Origin of the sequence: Mesorhizobium sp. M0478, from assembly GCF_040321305.1 — a bacterium.
Lineage (GTDB): Bacteria > Pseudomonadota > Alphaproteobacteria > Rhizobiales > Rhizobiaceae > Mesorhizobium.
This window is the reverse complement of sequence record NZ_JAMYRH010000005.1, coordinates 345646-363607: the sequence shown is the minus strand read 5'-3', so window position 1 is coordinate 363607 and position 17962 is coordinate 345646. Positions and strand designations below refer to the sequence as shown.

The window sequence follows — 17962 nt, the reverse complement described above, 5'->3', positions numbered from 1 at the left end:
TGTTGGTTCAGGCTCGGCCGTGGGAAACCCGCGAGCGGCGTGCCAGGGAGTCGACGATGACCGCAATTGCCAGAACGGCGCCGGTGATCATGTAGCGAAGCGACGATGACAAATCGAGCAAGGTCAGCCCGCTGGCGATCGACTGGATGACGATGATGCCGAGCAGCGCGGAATAGGCGCTGCCACGGCCGCCAAACAGGCTGGTGCCGCCTATGACCGCCGCCGCAATGGCGTTGAGGTTGACGTCGCCGGTGCCGGCCTGCTGGCTGGCGGAGGCCAGCCGCGCCGCCGACAGGACGCCGCCGAGGGCGGCAAACATCGAGCACATGACGAAGGCGCTGAGGTAGATCGAGCGCACCTTGATGCCGGCCCGGCGCGCCGCTTCGCGGTTGCCGCCGACGGCGGTCATCGAGCGGCCCCATTGGGTGCGGGTCAGCGCATAGTTCATCGCCACCACCAGGCCGACGAACAGGCCGAACATCCACGGTATGCCGCGCGCCTGGTTGAGATAACCGACGATCAGTTCTAGCAGGATGGTCAGGGCGGCGACGCGCACGATGAGGCCGCCGACAGACGGCGCCGACAAATTGACGGCCCGGCGGCGGCTGACGGTGCGCAGGCCGCTGATCAGCATGACGATGCCGGGCAATGCCGCCAGTGCATAGGACAGCCAGTCCGGCATGACCAGCAACTGGCCGAAATTCACCAGGTTCGAGCCATAGGGCAGATTGATCGAGCCGGTGGAGCCCAGAATATACAGCTGCAGGCCCAGCACGGCGAGCAAGCCGGCCAGCGTCGAGACGAAACTCGGCATGCCGAGCCGGTTGAACAGCAAGGCATAGAGCGCGCCGATGAAGCCGCCGACGGCGATCGCGGCGAGGATGGCGAGCGCCACCGGCCAGCCCTGGTTGACCCACAGCGTGCCGACCATGGCCGAAGCAAAGCCGCTGATCGAGCCGACCGACAGGTCGATCTCACCGACCATCAGCACACAGACGATACCGAGCGCGATGACGCCGACGGTCGAGCAGTCGAACAGGAGATTGACCAGATTGCTCGACGAGACGAAGACCGGATTGAGGGCAGTGAACACGCTCCAGATGATGACCAGTCCGACAATCACCGGCAGCGAGCCGAGGTCGCCGGAGCGGACGCGGTCGAAGAAGGCGCTGATGGCGCCACCAACGCCGGCCTGGTGCTTGACGCGGACGTCGCTGCGGTCGAGCGCCGTCGACGAGGAGGTGTCCTGCTTGGGCTCCGCGCTCATGGCCGCTGCTCCTGATTGTTCGCTTGTTCGGCGGCCTTGCGCCGTTCGGCGCGGCGCGACACTGCATTGTTGGCGGCGCCGGTGATGGCGCTGACCAGTTCCTGGTTCGAGGCGTCGGGTTCGAAGACGCCGTTGTTGCGGCCGAGCCTGAGCACCACGATGCGATCGGCGACGGCGCGCACGTCCTCCATATTGTGACTGATCATCAGCACGCCGAGCCCACGTTCGCGCACCCGGTCGATGAGGTTCAGCACTTCCGCCGTCTGGGCGACGCCAAGCGCGGCGGTCGGCTCGTCGAGGAGGATGACCTTGGGGTCGAGCAGCAGCGAGCGGGCGATCGCCACCGTCTGGCGCTGGCCGCCGGACAGCGAGGCGACCGCCTCGCGGACGCTTGGAATACGCGCCGACAATTCGTTGAGCAGCGTCCAGGCGCGAATTTCCATCGCCACCTCGTCCAGCCGCAGCGGGTTGAGCTCCTTGCCGAGAAAGATGTTGGCGACGACGTCGAGGTTTTCGCACAGCGCCAGATCCTGGAAAACGGTGGCGATGCCGAGCGTCAGCGCGGCGCTCGGGTCGGGCATCGTCACTTGCCTGCCGCGGAAATTGATGGTGCCCGAGCTCGGCTGGTGGACGCCGGCCAGAATCTTGACCAGCGTCGACTTGCCGGCGCCATTGTCGCCGACCAGCGCCACCACCTCGCCGGCATGGACATCGAGATCGATATCGGTGAGCGCCGAAACGGCGCCGAAATTCTTCGAGATGCCGCGCAGGCTGAGCACCAGCTCGCCTGCCGAAACCGGTCCGTCAGAGATGTCAGACATGGTGGCAAACCTTTCCGGATGGACGGTCAAGAGTGACTGCGAACTTCCGGCCGCCGCAAGGGCGGCCGGAAAGCAGGATCAGGATTCTAGGTCATCCTTTTATGCATGTCTTATCCCAAAACCGCTGCGCGATTTTGGGCGACCTGCATTGTCACTTTGTGATGCCGAGCTTCTTGCAGCCTTCGGCATAGCGGTCGACGCAGAGCTCTTCGGCGGTGTTGATCTTCTTGTCGATGATCTCGGCCTTGAGGTTTTCCTGCGTCACCACCGCCGGCGTGAACAGCTGCGATGGGGTGTCGTAGAGGGTCATTTCGGCCTTCGGCGTCTCGCCCGACAGAAGCTGGACGGCGACGTTGGCGGCAGCCGCCGCAACGATCTCGCTCGGCTTGGAGATGGTGTTGTACTGATCGCCGGCGATGATCAGCTGCAGTGCGGCGATCGTCGCGTCGTTGCCGGTCACCGGCGGTACCGGATCGACACCGGCGGCCTTGAACGCGGCGATGGCGCCACCACCGGTGCCGTCATTGGCCGCAACGACGCCGACGATCTGCGTGGAGAAGCGGGTGATCTGGCCGCTTGCCCATTGCTGCGCCTTCGGCGGCGCCCATTCCGGCGTGTCGTATTCGGCAAGGATCTTGTAGCCGCTGTTGTCGAGGCTGGAATGGATGCCCTTCTTGATCAGCCCGGCGGCCGCGTCGGTCGGCGATCCGTTGATCTGCAGCAGGCCGCCGCTGGCGGGGTCGACCTTCAGCGCCTTGAGGTGTTCGACGAGCGAGTCGGCAATGGCCTTGCCGATGCCTTCATTGTTGAACGAGACGTAGAAGTCGGCAGGTGCGGTCGGGATCGGGCGATCATAGGCGATGACCTTGACGCCCTGGCTCTGCGCCAGCTTGACCAGCGAGGCGGCGGCGGTCGAGTCGACGGGGTCAAGCACGATCGCCTTGGCGCCTTGCGAGATCACCGAGTTGAACTGCTGCTGCTGGCGCGAGGCGTCGGCATCGGCGTTCTGATAGATCACCTTGCAGCCGGGGCAGAGTTTTTTCATCTCGGCGACGAAGCCGGGATAGTCGTGCTGCTCGTAGCGCGTCGAGGCCTGGTCGGGCATCAAGAAGGCGACCGTGGCGTCGGTAACCGGGGCGGCAAAGGCAGCGGTGCCGCCAAGAAGAGAAAGAGTGAGCGCGATGGCTCCCGTCGATTTCCAGGCAAATCTGGTCATTTCGATAGCTCCGTTTCAAGGAATGGTTTCATGAAGCCCTGGACACCACATGGCGCCGGGCCTTGACTGCAGTCGGGCTGTTGCGAGGAACAACGGAGCACTTGATCCGTGCTGCGCATCCTCTTTATATCTCTGGATTTCGGGACAAGCGATCTCCAGCACGGGACGCCTCCAACGCACCCCGCGTTCTTACCTCAGTAAATGTCTAGGCTCCTCCCGGTCCTCCCTGTTAGGCGGCAATCTCCGCGCTGATGTTTTCCGCCAGCAGGGCCCTGAAGCGCGAAGGCGACATGCCTTTCTGGGTCAGGAACTGGCGGTTGAAATTCGAGATGTTGTTGTAGCCGGCGGCATAGCAGATCTCGGTGATCGGCATGTCGGCCTCACTCATCAGCAGCTGGCAGGCAAGGTTGATGCGCAGCCGGTTGACGTACTGAACCAGCGCCATGCCGGTATGACGGCGGAAGCTGCGCGAAAACGCGCTCGGGCTGCGCCCGGCAATCGCCGCCAGATCGCTTTCGCTGAACGGCTCGGTCAGGTTGGCGTTGATATAGGCAAGCGCCTTGTTGACGCCGGCCGACATGAAGCCTGAGGGATCTGGCAGATAGCTGGCGCTGGTGAGCGTCCGCACATCGGCGGCGCGGCTCAGAATGTCGATGAGCTCCATGAACAAAGCGATGCGACGCACGCCTTGCGCTTCGACCAGTTCGGCCAGCACAGGTGCGGTGAGCTTGGCGGTAGCGATGGAGAACAGCGCGCCGCGGCGGCTGAGCTCGAGAATGTTTTCACAACCGGCAAGTTCCGGCAACGCGGCGGTGGCGTCGGCAATGAACTCTTGCGAGAACTGCACGACGCGGCCGCGCAGCGGCACGCTGGCGCCTGCCGGCACGTCGCTGACCCAGTTGTGCGGCAGGTTCGGGCCGGTGAGCACGAGATTGCCGGGCTCGAACTCGCCGATGAAGTCACCGACGAAATAATGGCCCGTGGTGGCGACGACGTGATGGATTTCGTATTCGGGGTGGAAGTGCCAGCGCACGGTATGGAAGGGGTAGCCGTGGGCCCAGGCCTTGAACGACTCGCCGCGTCTGATCTGGACGACTTCCAAGTCCGGATTCATGTCAGTTCCTCCCGGCGCCGGTCCGGTCATGCGACCAGTTGCAGTGCCATCTCCCGCAGGCCGCGTTTGCCGCTCTCTGCAGTGATCGAAGCTTAGGCGGCAATTCATGCAGCCGCCACCACGGTGTGTCCACCTCACTGATACTTTTTTGACGTTTTTGTGGTCAAGGCGATACGTTTGCGAGTACGCGGGAGAGATCAGGCCCCGCTTGCGAGACGGTGACGACGCAAACGATGTCGCCGGCGGCGAGAGCTGGTCGCTCGATTTCGGCTCCGTCACAGTGATAATATGCAAAGGGAGCGGATCGGCATGACAAGGACGTTCACCTATTCCGGCAGCCCTGCGCATATTGTCTTCGGCAATGGCGCGTCGTCCGAGGTGGGCACCTGGATCGAAAAACTCGGCTGCAATCGCGCGCTGGTGCTGTCGACGCCGCATCGGGCTGCCGACGGCGAGGCGCTTGCCAAATCCCTCGGCGCGCTGGCGGCCGGCACCTTTTCGGGCGCCGCCATGCACACGCCGGTCGAGGTAACCCAAACGGCAATGGCCAAGGCGACCGAGGTCAACGCTGACTGCGTTGTCGCGCTTGGCGGCGGCTCTACCACCGGTCTCGGCAAGGCGATCGCCTGGCGCACCGACCTGCCGCAGATCGTCATCCCGACCACCTATGCCGGCTCGGAGGTGACGCCGATCCTCGGTCAGACCGAGAACGGCGAAAAAACCACAATGCGTGACGCAAGGATCCTGCCGGAAGTGGTGATCTACGATCCAGAGCTGACCGTCGGCCTGCCGATAGCGATGAGCGTCGCGTCAGGACTCAACGCCATGGCGCACTCGGCCGAAGCGCTTTACGCGCAGGATCGCAATCCGATTTCCACCCTGATGGCGAAAGAAGGATTGCGCGCCATGAAGACTGCGCTGCCGGTGTTGACCAAGGAGCCTGGAAACATCGATGCACGGGGCGATGCGCTTTACGGCGCCTGGCTGTGCGGTACGGTGCTCGGCGCCGTCGGCATGGCGCTGCATCACAAGATCTGTCACACGCTCGGCGGCTCTTTCGACATGCCGCATGCCGAGACCCATGCGGTGATGTTGCCGCACACGATCGGCTTCAACGCCGTCGCGGTGCCCGACTTGTTGAAGCCAGTCGCCGACTTGTTTGGCGGCAGCGCCGGCAGCGGTCTCCAGGATTTCGCCAAGGCGGTCGGCGCGCCCCTTACATTGAACGAACTCGGCCTCAAGCAGGCCGATCTCGACCGCGCCGCTGAGATTGCGACCAGGAACCCATACTGGAATCCGCGGCCTTTCGACCGCGCCGCAATCCGCGCCCTGTTGCAGGACGCGTGGGAGGGAAGGCGTCCGCAAAACTGACGGCAACAAGCAAGGAACTTACCCGCCGCGAATCAATCGGGATACCGCCACGACCGGTGTGCTCGCGGCGGCCTCGCGGTGCCGGCGATCGTCTGCCCTTTCGCATATAGCCGACAGGCATGAGTGGCTCCGCCTGGTCGGCGCAGGCCGCTCACGCTTTTGTGCGCGTGAAAAACTGCGCGGCTCGAAAAGCCCATTGACATCAGCCGTATTTTCGACGCAAACGTTATATTGTTACTGTTATACAGTTACACAGCCCGCCTCTCCGGCGACATACCTTTCAGACTGCAAGGAGACCACGGATGCGTCGCATTCCCTTTCTCGCCGCGCTGCTCGTCGCGGTGCCGCTTTTGGCCGGCACGGCTGTCGGCGCCGAAGACAAGCTGACCATCGTGGCGGCCGAGAATTTCTATGGCGACCTTGCCCGCCAGATCGGCGGCGGCAACGTCACCGTTGCCAGCATCCTGGCCAATCCCGATGACGATCCGCATCTGTTCGAGACCAGCCCGTCGACGGCGCGCACCATCGCCGACGCCAAGATCGTCATCTATAACGGCGCCGACTACGATCCGTGGATGGACAAGCTGCTGTCCGCCTCGACAGCCAAGGATCGCACGACCATCGTCGCCGCCGACCTGATCGGCAAGAAGTCGGGCGACAACCCGCATCTGTGGTACGACCCGGCGACGCTGCCGGCCATCGCCAAGGCGCTGAGCGCCGATCTTGCCAAACGCGATCCGGCCAATGCAGCGCATTACGAGGCCAATCTCAAGGCATTCCAGACCTCGCTCGAGGCCATTGACAAGGAAATCGCCGACGTCAAGAACACCTATGCCGGCACCGAGGTGACGGCTACCGAGCCGGTCTTCGGCTACATGGCGGAAGCGCTCGGCCTGAAAATGCTGAACTACGATTTCCAGGTGGCCTTGATGAACGATGCGGAGCCGAGCGCCACGCAGGTGGCGGCGTTCGAAAACAGCCTGAAGGACGGCTCGGCCAAGATCCTGTTCTACAATTCGCAGGTGACCGACGAGGCAACGACAAGGCTGCTCGACATCGCCAGGCAGAATAAGGTCACTGTCATCGGCGTCACCGAGACGGAACCGGCGGGCCAGACTATCCAGACCTGGTTCGGCGGCCAGATCGACGCGGTCCAGAAGGCGCTTGCCGCCCGCACACAATGAACCACCAATGAACGTGACTAAATGAACGCAATCGAATTCGACAAGGTCACGCTGACCTATGGGGGGCGCCGGGTTTTATCCGACGTCTCCTTTTCTCTACCGCAAGGCGCCTTTGTCGGCCTGCTCGGCGCCAATGGCGCCGGCAAGACGACGATGCTGCGCGCCATTCTCGGCCTGATCAAACCGGCCGGCGGCGCCATTTCGGTGCTCGGCAAATCGCCGACGCGCGGCAACGCCGACATCGGCTATATGCCGCAGGCGCGGCGCGCGCTTGGCGATGTCGGCGTCAGCGGCCTCGACTTCGTGCTGAGTGCCGCCGGCGGGCATCGCTGGGGCTGGCCCGTCGCATCGGCTGCCGAGAAGGAGGCGGCGTGGAAGGCTCTTGAAGAGGTGGGCGCCGGCGACCTTGCGCGGCGGCCGCTGGGCGAGCTTTCCGGTGGCGAGCGCCAGCGCATCCTGATCGCTCAATCGTTGATCGGCAATCCGCAACTGCTTTTGCTCGACGAGCCGCTGATCAGCCTCGATGCAGGCCATCAGCGCGCGATCATCGACCTGGTGCATCAGATCGGCGAGCGGCTCGGCATTGCCGTGCTGTTCTGCTCGCACGAGATCAACCCGCTGCTGCGCGCCGTCGACCGCGTGCTCTATCTCGGCAACCGCAAGGCGGCGATCGGCTCCGTCGACGAGGTCATCAGCGGTCCGGTGCTGTCGAAACTCTACGGCACGCATATCAATGTGGTGCGGGTTGCCGGCCGCATCTTCGTCATGGCCGACGATGTCGAACTGGAGAGCGGGGCGCATGTCCACGATCTTTGACTATGAATTCATGCGCAACGCCTTCTATGCCTGCACCATCGTCGGCATCGTTTCGGGCGCGGTCGGCTATTTCCTCGTGCTCCGGGGCCAGACCTTCGCCGGCCATGCGCTCTCCCATGTCGGCTTTCCCGGCGCCACCGGCGCCGGCCTGATCGGGCTGTCGCCGTTTCTCGGCCTCACCGTGTTTACCGTCGTCGCCGGCATCGGCATCGGCCTGCTCGGCGAGCGCGCGCATCGCGACGTCGCCATCGGCATCGTTTTGACGCTGTCGCTCGGCCTGGGCTTGCTGTTCCTGCATTTCTACACCGCCTTCGCCTCGCAGGCGACCAACGTGCTGTTCGGCAATGTGCTGGGCATCAGCCTGCGCACCGTCATCGTGCTTGCGGTGCTGGCGGTGGCGATCCTTGTCGCGCTTTTGCTGATAGCGCGGCCGCTGCTGTTCGCCAGCCTGCAGCCGGAACTCGCCGAAGCGCGCGGCGTGCCGCTCACTCTTGTCTCGACCCTGTTCATGGTGCTGGTCGCCGTCGCCACGTCCGAGGCGGTGCAGATCGTCGGCGTGCTGCTCGTCTTCGCGCTGATGGTGGCGCCTGCAGCCACCGCGCTCAGGCTTACCAGCGGCGTCGGAGCCGGCGTGCTGGCGTCCATCGCGCTTGCCGTGATCATCGCCTGGATCAGCCTGACGCTCGCCTTTCTGACCGACTGGCCGACGAGCTTCTGGATCACGGCGCTGGGCGCGGCGGCCTATGTCGTCAGCGGCATGGTCCGGCGCCCGTCGGTCCGAGAGACTCAGAGCGCCGACGCCGGCCCCTGAGGCTTGCCCTCCGGCAGGTCGATCGGGCCGGCTGGGGTGCAAAACTGATGTGAGGGAAATACACCCAAAAAAAGTCAGGTCTACAATCCGGCTCCTGAAACGTTTCAGCCGCGAAAGACAAATTCATCCAATCGCCTAGATCGCGACCTCTGTCGCGCCAAAGGTCCCCTCCGGAGCGGCCGGAACACCCGGAAAACCGCCATTTCAAGCGCATTTTGGAGCGGCGAGAGGCTTGCGCGAGGCCGGCTGGAAAGCTGGCCGGGAGGCGCAAAAGGGACCTCGCGCGGCCATTGCGGGCGGCGTTGACAGACCGCGGTGCTGCATGCGTATAGCAAGCCATGGGTCACGCCATGGCCGTGGCGGTTGAGACGGGGCTGGGGGGTTTCGTAACAACAGCATTGACGGCCCGGCGCCGGACGGGCGGCATGCACTCTCGAAGTGCGCCGCTCGCTCTTGGCTGACGCGCCGGCGACCCGGCAGCAGTCCTGGCCTGCGTTCTCTCGACCAGGCTCCGCAGAACGCCATCGTCTCAGCTTTTCGATCCGCATCGGTTCGAAGCGAACGAGGTGACGCCCTCTTAACCGATATTCGCTTCGCTACGTCCCCCTCCCCTGCTGGGCGAGGGGGACGCTGGCGATGAACCGCGCCGGCCGAGGTGTATCGGCACCGATCAGGCAAGCCTGACGACGTCGATCAAGCAAGCTTGACGACGTCGATCAAGTAAGCTTGACGACGAAGTGCTTGGTTACCGGCTCGATGATCTGCCAGGTGCCCTTGAAATCGGCTTCGACCACGAACGCATCGCCCGGACCGACCTCGACAGGCGTGCCGCCATCGGGCGTGATGATGATGCGGCCGGCGATCATGTGCACGAACTCATAGTCGGTGTAGGTGGCGTGATAAGTGCCGGGCGAGGCCCGCCAGGTGCCCGACAGCACCTTGCCGTCGGCGGTGGTGTGCTGCACGGCGGTCTGCATGGTCGGCCGGCCCGCGACAACGATCCAGCCCGGTAAGTCGCCGCCCTCGGCATGCTCGACAGCGCCGAATTTGAAAATGGTGGTGTTGGTCATGGGAGGCTCCGTTTGAATTGCATGGCTGCCGGTTGGATAGCCGATGCGTGTGACGGGAGCAACGCAAGGGCCGACCCCGGATGTCGGAGATTTGGCGAACGGCGCGCGCTAATCTCCCCCCTCGAGGGGGAGATGTCGCCGAAGGCGACAGAGGGGGTCGGTTCGACTGGACGCGGCGCCCTGCACCAGACGGAAGTTGGCGCTTCACGCGAGACGACCCCCTCTGGCCGCTTCGCGGCCATCTCCCCCTCAAGGGGGGAGATCAGCGGCGTCGCCTCCTCCAATGTTGCACTGCGTTAGATTTGTTGCATTGCGATATCGACCCATAGGGCGGAGTCTTGGTCCGACTGTCAACGGTTGCAGCGCCGTGTCCCGTTGGGCGCAAAGCTGCCGCACGTATGATCCCGGCGCGATCGTTACTCGCCGAGGCGGGGTCATGCACCAGCACGAGGTGGCAAATCGTGTCAGCATCGTTCCGGCCCGATATCGAAGGACTGCGTGCCTTGGCGGTGGCAGGCGTGATCGCCTTTCATTTCGGCTTCACCGGCCTGCCCGGCGGCTTCACCGGCGTCGACATCTTCTTCGTCATCTCGGGCTATCTGATCACAAAACACCTGCTTGCCGAAATCACCGAGACCGGGCGGCTCAACCTGTGGCGCTTCTATGCCAGGCGCGCTCGGCGGCTGTTGCCGGCGTCGCTGTTCGTCATCCTCGCCACACTGGTGGCCGGCGCCTTCATCCTGTCGCCGGAGGAACAATCGCTCTATTCCAAAGGCGCCATGTTCGCCTCGGCCTACATGATCAATCTGTGGCTGATCCGCTGGTCGTTCGATTATTTCGCCGCCGATGCGGCCAGCAACCCGTTTGTCCATTTCTGGTCGCTGTCGGTGGAGGAGCAGTTCTATGTCGCCTGGCCGGCGCTGCTTGTGCTGGCGGCATGGCTGCGCCCCGGCAAGCGCGGCGCGATCCTGGTGATCGGCATTGCCGGCCTCGTCTCGTTCGCCGTCTGCGCGTGGCTCACCACGGTCTCGCAGCCCTGGGCCTTCTATTTCTCGCCGCTACGCGCCTGGGAGTTCGCCGCCGGCGGGCTGGCCAGCATGGTGCCGCAGCAAGTCTGGCAAAACCGCCCGCGGCTCGCCACGCCGCTGGCGTGGCTCGGCCTAGCGCTGATTGCCGGCGCCTATCTTTCCTTCAGCGACGAAACGCCCTTCCCGGGTTTCCTCGCCCTGGTGCCGGTGGCCGGCACCGTGCTGTTGCTGCTGGCAGGAGCGGCGCACGCGCAGCAGGAGAGCGCTAAGAAAAGCCCGATCGAGACACTGGCGCTGGCGCCGCTGCAATGGGTCGGCAAACTCTCCTACTCGCTCTATCTCTGGCACTGGCCGGTGATCGTGTATGCCACGATGCTGACGCCGGAACTTTCGCCGCTGCAGCGGCTCGGCTGCTTGGCGCTGACGCTGGCGCTGTCGGGGTTCACCTATCATGTCATCGAAAACCCGATCCGCCGCAATGGCTGGCTGATGGCCAGTGCGGCGCGGGCGCTGGTGCCGGCCGTCCTCCTGACCGGCACCGGCGTCGCAGCCGCCTACGCCAATGCCAGGCTTGCCGTCCACGATCTGGACCCTGAGCAGCGCAGCATTGCCGCCAGCGCCGCGCAGCCGTCCACGGCGCGCGCGGCCGGCTGTATTCTCTCCTTTGAGACGGTGACGCCGAAGGCCTGCGTGTTCGGCAACAAGGACGCCGGGCGCTCGATTGCGCTGTTCGGCGATTCGCATGCCGACCACTGGTCGACGCCGCTGATCGAGGCGGCGGCCAAGAACAATTATCGCCTCGTCACCTATCTCAAATCGTCCTGCCGTGCCTCGCGGGTGACGACCTGGAACTGGCGGCTGAAGCGCGACTACACCGAATGCGACCAGTGGCGGGAGCAATCGGTCAAGGACATTATCGCGTTGCACCCGCACATGGTGGTGATCTCGGAATTCTCGATCGGCAATGTGATGAAGGAATCACCCGAGGAACTGAAGCACGCCGATTGGAACGAGGAGTGGAAGGCCGGCCTGCGCTGGACGCTGGCGGCATTCAGCCGGGCCGGGATCAAGGTCGCGGTAATCCGGGACGTTCCCTACAATGGAAGCTATGCCGACAAATGCGTGGCGCGGGCGCTGTGGCGCGGGCAGGTGCCTGAAGTCTGCGACACGCCGAGGGACGCGGCGGCGAACGACGACATCGCCGCGGCCGAGCGCGACGTCGTGCGCAGCGTGCCCGGCGCCACCTATGTCGACCTGACCAGCCAGTTCTGCGACGCCCAAACCTGCCACGTGTTCATCAACGGCCAACTCGCCTTCCGCGACCGGCACCACCTGGCGACGCCATTTGCTGAATCACTGGAGCCGCTCTTGGAGAAGGCGGTGTTTTAGGGGCGGCGAGGTAGGGGGACCTGACGGCTGACGCTCAGTTGATGCGAGCTATGCCACAAACACATCCTCTCGATGGTGAGCGAGGTAAGCCTGCTGCGGCGGGGTGAAGGTGCTAGTGCGCCAGACGGCGGGGGCTTCGGCAAAGCCGAAACTCTGCATCACCAATTGCTCGAATCCGAGCCGCCGCAAATCAGTCTTGTCGACGCGCTGGGATATGAGGACCTGCCCGCTATCTTCAAAACTGATGAAGCCACGGTCAAAGAGGTGGTCGGCATCAGGCGTGAGGAGCAGCCCGTTCATGCCGTCCAAGCGCTCCTGCGCGGAAGCGCATAGGCGCCAAGGTTTGATGTGGCTTGCAATCAGCAACGAGGGATTGGTGACCCCTGTGAGTCGGCACGAGCGCTCCATGGCTTCGACATTGGAACGAAATTTACCTTGGCCGCGACGAGCTTGAATGACGCTCGTCTTTACAGTGTCCTCGAGTTGGAGGTCGTCTCGGATACGGCGCTCAACGACGTCCTCTAAAATTTCATTGACGACTTCGAAAGTGAGACTGTTTGCGCCACCACGCCTCAAAGCTTCGCGGTCGAAAGCTGTACCCGCGACAATTGTGTGAAACACCTCTTGCGATACGCTCGCGAGATAGGCGTTTTGACGGCCTGATCCGGAGTTTGGGTCGATGGGCGAGTATCGGGCAGGCAGAAGCGGACCCAATTCGCCAATTATGTCCGACGGGCGCACCGTCGGCAGGAGCGGCGCCCAATACACCGGGAGAAGCCAACCTTCCTCGTTCCAATTGGCTCCAGTGTTCTTGAACTCCGGTGGTTTCGGTGCTGTGAATGCAAACTCCGCTACCCGACCAATATAGCGCACGGCTTGACCGAAAAAAGACAACACGAGGTCACCAGGTGTCGCCCGACGCATATTTTTGTAGAACTCGCTGCGTGCCCCATTCTTCTGAGTTTTGGGCGACCAGAGATATTGCCCGTCGATCTCTTGGCGGGCGGTCTGACTGTGATTTACCCACCAGAATTGCGACATCGTTTTTGATTTTAATAGTTGCCGTCGGGGGTAAGCTCTATTCGAGACCTGTCTCGCCTACAAGCAGGGAGCCGACCTTATTGCCAGGTGCGACAGGCGGCGTAACTGCATCTTTCGGCGAGACGCCAAGAAGAGCGTAGGGCGACGATAGTCGCCGCCCCCACCCCGCTTGCAAATCGCCCCCCAAATGCCATCTAGATCACAGGCGCACCGCCGGTGCGCCTTAGCCACGGAGCATTCACTTGACGCAGCGAAGCGGCAGTGCGGACTTGCCGCTGCATGGCGGGCGGGTTCCGAAATGGCTGGGTGACCGCATGACGCGGCTGGGCGCGGTGCTGTGCGAGGCGATCATCCATCATTATGGCCGCGACGAGCTGTTGCGGCGGCTGGCGCATCCGTTCTGGTTCCAGTCTTTCGGCGCCGTCATGGGCATGGACTGGCACTCCTCGGGCATCACCACTTCGGTCGTCGGCGCGCTGAAGCGCGGGCTCAATCCGATGTCGCGCGAGCTCGGCATCCATGTCTGCGGCGGGCGCGGCGCGCATTCACGCAAGACGCCGCAGGAGCTGGCGGCGATCGGCGAGCGCGTCGGCATCGATGGCGCGGCCCTTGCGACCGCCAGCCGCCTGGTCGCCAAGGTCGACAGTGCCGCCGTGCAGGACGGTTTCGACCTCTATCTGCACGGCTTCATCGTCACCGACGACAGCCGCTGGGTGGTGGTGCAGCAAGGCATGAACGGCGACAGCAGGCAGGCGCGCCGCTACCACTGGCTGTCGGAAGGGCTGACCAGTTTCGTCGACCAGCCGCATGCGGCGATCGAGGGCGAGCGGCAGGGCGAGATCGTCAACCTGACCGATCATCGCGCCGAGCCATCGCGGACCGGACAGCTCGACCTGTTGAAGACCATGAGCCCGGAGCGGATCCTTGACGAGCTAGCGGTGCTGGAGCCGCCGTCGAAAGCAGCGCCTGCGAAATCATCCGCGCAGCCGATGCTGCCCAATCTGGTGATGCCGGCGCATCACGACGTGCGCGAGAGCGACATCGTCATGCACCGGCTGCACGGCAACATCTCGGCGGCCATCGAAAGCGGGCCGGCCAATTTTCCCGAACTGCTGCTGGTGCCCGGCGTCGGCGCGCGCACAGTGCGGGCGCTGGCCATGGTGGCGGAAGTGGTGCATGGCGCGCCTTGCCGGTTCTCCGACCCGGCGCGCTTTTCGCTTGCCCATGGCGGCAAGGACCGCCATCCCTTCCCGGTGCCGCTGAAAGTCTATGACGAGACGATCGCGGTGCTGAAATCGGCCGTCGGCAAGGCCAAGCTCGGCCGCGAGGAAGAGCTTGGCGCGCTGAAGCGCCTGGATGGCGAGGCGCGCCGGCTGGAGCGCTACGTCACCGGGCCGAGCCTTAAGGAGATCGTCGCCGGCGAGTTCGACCAGTCGCATCTGCTGGGAGGGCGCAGTGTGTTCGGGTGGGAGAAGGCGGCGGAAAGCGACGACGGTTCAGACAGGGGCCGCCAGTAGCGGCCTGTCCATCATGCAGAGATAGTGCGCGGCCCATAGAAACACGTGCTCGGCTGTTTTGATAATGCTTGCAAAGACCCATTTCTCAAGTGATGCTCTGCCAGGCGAGGCTCGGCATGAAGACATTCGCATGGACGTTGGTTTTCGTGCTGCTGGCGATTGGCGGCGCGATCGCCCAAACGACGCCTGAGCCTGTCATACTGGCATATACACCGCCGATGCACTTCGTCGTTGTACGCAACAGCACGCCAGGATGCGAGCCGACATGCCCGGAATGGATTTCGGCGGAAGGTCACATCGTGGCCGGCACGCCAGCTTTGCTGAAGGCTTTGCTGAAAAAACTCGGCCCCCGCAAATTGCCTTTGGCGTTGAATTCCCCGGGCGGCGAGACCGATGCGGCGATGGCGCTTGGCCATATGATCCGCGCCAGCGGGCTCGACACGATGGTTGGCAAGACGGAGTTCTCCGAATGCGCGCCAGACACGAAAGCCTGCGGGCCGGGCGACCTCCGCTTCGGCGTCGCCAACCCCGTCGGCGCAGTCTGTTCGTCAGCTTGTACGATGGTTCTTGCGGGCGGCGTACGGCGCCTGGCAGACAGCCGCGCCTTTGTCGGCATTCACCGGATCATGCTGCCGACCGCCAAGAAAATCCACGGCAAGAAGACCATCGTCCTCGTTCCGATACCCAAATGGTATGAACGCAAGGTCGACAGCTATTTCACCGAGATGAAAGCAGGTTCGTGGATCGTATCGGCCATGCAAAAAATACCCGACGACAGCATACGATACCTCGTGACATACGAACTTTTGGACCTGAATCTGATAACCGAAACCGGTCACGGCGACACGCGCACCTCCATCGATATCTGCAAGACCACGCCGCCGGCGGGCAACTGCCGAACGGTCAGGCAATAGGAATAGCGGGCCACGTAGGTCGTCGAAGCGCCTGTTTCTCAACAGCAACCCTTCACTTTACGCGGCACCCTTCAACAGGTCTTCCGGCCGCCCCTCGACGAGCGCAGCAATATAGCTTTCCAGGCTGGTCGTGCCGCGCTCCGGGTTTTCCGGCTCCGCCGGCTTGTCCAGCGTGGCCCCGGTCATGCGGGTGTAGGACTCGGCCGCCGCTTTGGAGAAGCCGAGTTTTTCGTAGGTTTCTGTCCAGCGCTCGCGCGGCACCGTGACCACGCGCACGTTTTTGCGCAACGCCGCACTGAAGGCTGCGGCGACATCGGCGGCTGAGTAGCGCCGAGGGCCCTCGATATAGTGCGTGCCGGTCTTGTCCGTCGGCTCCAGCAGACGTCTCGCCGCGGCCTCGCCGAGATCCTGCGGCGCCACCATCGGCAGCTCGAAATCCGCCGGGAAGAAGGAGGTGATGACGCCGTCGCGCCGCGCCGTCTCCAGGGCCTGATCCCAGTTGCTCATGTAATAGGCGGCGCGGTTGATGCTTGCCGGAATGGCCTGGGCCTTCAGCTTCTGCTCGAGGCCGTAAAGGACGGTGAGATCGCCGACACCCTCGCCGGCCTGCGCGCCGTAGGTCGATTCCGCCACCAGCTTTTCAAGGCCGGAGCCCTCCAGCGCCGCCGCAATGGCGCCAACCGTCTTGCGCTCCTCGGCGTCGGTGTCGGTCGATGGATCGGCCGGCGGGTTGAGCAGAAACGCCCGCTTGCCGCGCCGCAAGACTTCACGCAGCGCCTCGACATCGAGCACATCGGCAACCGCGGCCTCCGCGCCCTGTTCAACCAACCATGCGGCCTTCGCCTCGTCGCGCGTCACCACCGTGACATCCTCGCCCTGCCGCAACAGCGCCATTGCCGCCGCCGAGCCGACATGGCCGGTACCTCCAAGAATGACATGCATGGTCTCGTCCTTCCCTTGCTGATTCATGCCGGATTAATGGCTGGGGCGGCGAAGGGTTCAAAAATCGGGGGACGATGCTGACAGGAGGTGACGCTGACTTTCCTCGCAATGCACGGCGCAGGGGTCGTTCGCATCTTGCAAAATTATGGAACGAGGTCGTGTCCAGCGAGTTATATTAGCGCAACCTTGAATAGGAGGCAGCTATGAGAAAGCTCCTGCTTGCTTCGGCTATCGCTATCACTGCGGCGGCGGCGATGATCGCTCCGGCGAATGCCGGCGGGCGCGTCGTGATCGGCATCGGCAACGGCTACTATGACGATGACTACAATGACAGCTATGGCGACTATTACGATCGCTACGCTCCTCGCCCTTACTACCAGTATAATGCCTACGATAACGGCTTCAGGTACCACAGGTATCACAGGCACCATCGCCATTGCCGCATAGAGTTGGTCAAGCATTGGCGCCATCATCACAGGATCGTCGAGGAAATTCGCGTTTGCGAACGGTGATCCGATAGGGTGAAACCGGTTCGGCCGGCATCTGCCGGCCGGCCGCTTCACTACGCGGCTGCCGGCCTTATCGCGGCTTCCGCATCATCATCCCGTAATCAACGGCCAAAAGGTCGAGCCCGACCTTCAACAGCTTCACCACCACATCTCGTCCCTCGCCGGTGCGTTCGGCGAGCGCCTTCACCGACTGGCCTTCGAGGCAGATTTTGCGAACCACCTCCGCCACTTCCCAGTGGGCCATGGCGGCGATGGCATGGGTGTGGGCGCGGCCGGCGTTGAGCACGCGGTCGGGGATGCCGCCATTGATGCGGCCGCCGTCAATGCGCTCTTCCCACGGCATCGGCCTCAGCCCGTCACGCGAGGCGCGCTCGAAATCGTCGCGAAACCGCTGGCCGGCCTCACGCTGCTGGCGGGTCAGTGAGGTGATGCCGACCAGCGGATCGACATTGCGCACCCGCACGATGCCGCCGGTCGCGGTGTAGCCGTCATTGGAGACCTCGTAGACGCGCCGCGCCTCTTCGGTGCCGACGCTCAACCGCTTGCGGCCGAAGCGATCGTCCTTCAGCGCGAAATCATGGCCGATCTCGCGGCGGATGCGCACCTGCTCGGCTTCGCCTGTGGGGAGTTTTGGTGGCTGCCGTTTCTGCGCGGTTTTTTTGCTCATCGGAGGATCCTTGTGGGATTGGGTTGTTGAGCCGGAAGGTTGGCGTTCCTTCGCGCCCCCCTCTGCCCTGCCGGGCATCTCCCCCACGAGGGGGAGATTGGCAGTTTCGGCGGCTGCGCCTCTGCAACGTTGGCAATTGGCGAAATCGGCGGCGATATCCGATCGCCCCCCTCGTGAGGGTTGAGGAGTGGTCCGCGAAGCGGACGGAAAGCCAATTGCTTGGCTTTCCGAGCGACGAACGTCCGGCAGGACAGAGGGGGCGCTGTCCCGCCGGCTTTCGATCAT

16 protein-coding genes are annotated in these 17962 nt (G+C 63.7%); 8 read left to right on the top strand and 8 right to left on the bottom strand.

The features are described from left to right. Window positions 1-7: 7 nt before the first annotated feature. The 4 genes from NKI64_RS15455 to NKI64_RS15440 all read right to left on the bottom strand — a co-directional run bounded on the left by NKI64_RS15455 (window position 8) and on the right by NKI64_RS15440 (window position 4418). Window positions 8-1267: a sugar ABC transporter permease gene (locus NKI64_RS15455; protein ID WP_023672500.1), complete on the bottom strand. Its 1260-nt coding sequence runs from the start codon at window positions 1265-1267 to the stop codon at window positions 8-10. After that, window positions 1264-2088, bottom strand: coding sequence for an ATP-binding cassette domain-containing protein (locus NKI64_RS15450; RefSeq protein ID WP_023695497.1), 825 nt, complete (start codon window positions 2086-2088; stop codon window positions 1264-1266). The genes NKI64_RS15455 and NKI64_RS15450 overlap by 4 nt, the downstream gene beginning before the upstream one ends. 151 nt (window positions 2089-2239) lie before the next feature. Then, on the bottom strand, window positions 2240-3304 hold the full coding sequence (locus NKI64_RS15445; RefSeq protein ID WP_023672498.1) for an ABC transporter substrate-binding protein: 1065 nt from the start codon (window positions 3302-3304) through the stop codon (window positions 2240-2242). Between the two features lie 229 nt (window positions 3305-3533). After that, the gene (locus NKI64_RS15440; protein WP_023824443.1) at window positions 3534-4418 is read right to left on the bottom strand and encodes an AraC family transcriptional regulator; all 885 of its coding nucleotides are present in this window, start codon (window positions 4416-4418) and stop codon (window positions 3534-3536) included. A 309-nt stretch (window positions 4419-4727) separates the two neighbouring features. Between NKI64_RS15440 and NKI64_RS15435 the strand changes: the two genes are divergently transcribed. From NKI64_RS15435 to NKI64_RS15420, 4 genes are all read left to right on the top strand, one after another. Continuing rightward, window positions 4728-5789, top strand: coding sequence for a maleylacetate reductase (locus NKI64_RS15435; protein WP_352668584.1), 1062 nt, complete (start codon window positions 4728-4730; stop codon window positions 5787-5789). A gap of 302 nt (window positions 5790-6091) precedes the next feature. Further along, window positions 6092-6973 carry a metal ABC transporter solute-binding protein, Zn/Mn family gene (locus NKI64_RS15430; protein WP_352668582.1) on the top strand — a complete coding sequence of 294 codons (882 nt, stop codon included), beginning with the start codon at window positions 6092-6094 and terminating at the stop codon, window positions 6971-6973. 21 nt (window positions 6974-6994) lie between these two features. Next, entirely contained in the window at window positions 6995-7789 is a 795-nt protein-coding gene (locus NKI64_RS15425) for a metal ABC transporter ATP-binding protein (protein WP_023685455.1), read from the top strand. Further along, window positions 7773-8600, top strand: coding sequence for a metal ABC transporter permease (locus NKI64_RS15420; RefSeq protein ID WP_352668579.1), 828 nt, complete (start codon window positions 7773-7775; stop codon window positions 8598-8600). The genes NKI64_RS15425 and NKI64_RS15420 overlap by 17 nt, the downstream gene beginning before the upstream one ends. A gap of 716 nt (window positions 8601-9316) precedes the next feature. Here the strand turns inward: NKI64_RS15420 and NKI64_RS15415 are convergent. After that, entirely contained in the window at window positions 9317-9670 is a 354-nt protein-coding gene (locus NKI64_RS15415) for a cupin domain-containing protein (RefSeq protein ID WP_023824440.1), read from the bottom strand. Window positions 9671-10131: 461 nt separating this feature from the next. On the opposite strand from NKI64_RS15415, the gene NKI64_RS15410 reads away from it, so the two are divergent. Then, window positions 10132-12087 carry an acyltransferase family protein gene (locus NKI64_RS15410; protein WP_352668577.1) on the top strand — a complete coding sequence of 652 codons (1956 nt, stop codon included), beginning with the start codon at window positions 10132-10134 and terminating at the stop codon, window positions 12085-12087. Window positions 12088-12135: 48 nt separating this feature from the next. Here NKI64_RS15410 and NKI64_RS15405 read toward each other — a convergent pair whose 3' ends face one another. Then, window positions 12136-13128 (bottom strand): HNH endonuclease, encoded by a 993-nt coding sequence (locus NKI64_RS15405; RefSeq protein ID WP_023805596.1) that lies wholly within the window; start codon window positions 13126-13128, stop codon window positions 12136-12138. Between the two features lie 242 nt (window positions 13129-13370). Between NKI64_RS15405 and NKI64_RS15400 the strand changes: the two genes are divergently transcribed. After that, window positions 13371-14645 (top strand): DUF763 domain-containing protein, encoded by a 1275-nt coding sequence (locus NKI64_RS15400; protein ID WP_023805597.1) that lies wholly within the window; start codon window positions 13371-13373, stop codon window positions 14643-14645. A 146-nt stretch (window positions 14646-14791) separates the two neighbouring features. Continuing rightward, complete coding sequence (locus NKI64_RS15395) at window positions 14792-15559, top strand: COG3904 family protein (protein ID WP_352668575.1); 768 nt, start codon at window positions 14792-14794, stop codon at window positions 15557-15559. Window positions 15560-15616: 57 nt separating this feature from the next. Here NKI64_RS15395 and NKI64_RS15390 read toward each other — a convergent pair whose 3' ends face one another. Next, window positions 15617-16501 (bottom strand): NmrA family NAD(P)-binding protein, encoded by an 885-nt coding sequence (locus tag NKI64_RS15390; RefSeq protein ID WP_352668572.1) that lies wholly within the window; start codon window positions 16499-16501, stop codon window positions 15617-15619. 203 nt (window positions 16502-16704) lie between these two features. Between NKI64_RS15390 and NKI64_RS15385 the strand changes: the two genes are divergently transcribed. Then, the gene (locus tag NKI64_RS15385) at window positions 16705-17013 is read left to right on the top strand and encodes a hypothetical protein (protein ID WP_023672486.1); all 309 of its coding nucleotides are present in this window, start codon (window positions 16705-16707) and stop codon (window positions 17011-17013) included. A 67-nt stretch (window positions 17014-17080) separates the two neighbouring features. Here the strand turns inward: NKI64_RS15385 and NKI64_RS15380 are convergent, their stop codons facing one another. Then, on the bottom strand, window positions 17081-17677 hold the full coding sequence (locus NKI64_RS15380) for a DUF6456 domain-containing protein (RefSeq protein WP_352497216.1): 597 nt from the start codon (window positions 17675-17677) through the stop codon (window positions 17081-17083). Between the last annotated feature and the right edge of the window lie 285 nt (window positions 17678-17962).

Excerpts from the sequence above, each read along its gene's own strand:
- NKI64_RS15450 (WP_023695497.1), bottom strand. The coding sequence starts at position 2,088 with ATGTCTGACATCTCTGACGGACCGGTTTCGGCAGGCGAGCTGGTGCTC.
- NKI64_RS15445 (WP_023672498.1), bottom strand. The coding sequence starts at position 3,304 with ATGACCAGATTTGCCTGGAAATCGACGGGAGCCATCGCGCTCACTCTT.
- NKI64_RS15455 (WP_023672500.1), bottom strand. The coding sequence starts at position 1,267 with ATGAGCGCGGAGCCCAAGCAGGACACCTCCTCGTCGACGGCGCTCGAC.
- NKI64_RS15415 (WP_023824440.1), bottom strand. The coding sequence starts at position 9,670 with ATGACCAACACCACCATTTTCAAATTCGGCGCTGTCGAGCATGCCGAG.
- NKI64_RS15425 (WP_023685455.1), top strand. The coding sequence starts at position 6,995 with ATGAACGCAATCGAATTCGACAAGGTCACGCTGACCTATGGGGGGCGC.
- NKI64_RS15420 (WP_352668579.1), top strand. The coding sequence starts at position 7,773 with ATGTCCACGATCTTTGACTATGAATTCATGCGCAACGCCTTCTATGCC.
- NKI64_RS15380 (WP_352497216.1), bottom strand. The coding sequence starts at position 17,677 with ATGAGCAAAAAAACCGCGCAGAAACGGCAGCCACCAAAACTCCCCACA.
- NKI64_RS15390 (WP_352668572.1), bottom strand. The coding sequence starts at position 16,501 with ATGCATGTCATTCTTGGAGGTACCGGCCATGTCGGCTCGGCGGCGGCA.
- NKI64_RS15435 (WP_352668584.1), top strand. The coding sequence starts at position 4,728 with ATGACAAGGACGTTCACCTATTCCGGCAGCCCTGCGCATATTGTCTTC.
- NKI64_RS15440 (WP_023824443.1), bottom strand. The coding sequence starts at position 4,418 with ATGAATCCGGACTTGGAAGTCGTCCAGATCAGACGCGGCGAGTCGTTC.
- NKI64_RS15430 (WP_352668582.1), top strand. The coding sequence starts at position 6,092 with ATGCGTCGCATTCCCTTTCTCGCCGCGCTGCTCGTCGCGGTGCCGCTT.
- NKI64_RS15405 (WP_023805596.1), bottom strand. The coding sequence starts at position 13,128 with ATGTCGCAATTCTGGTGGGTAAATCACAGTCAGACCGCCCGCCAAGAG.
- NKI64_RS15385 (WP_023672486.1), top strand. The coding sequence starts at position 16,705 with ATGAGAAAGCTCCTGCTTGCTTCGGCTATCGCTATCACTGCGGCGGCG.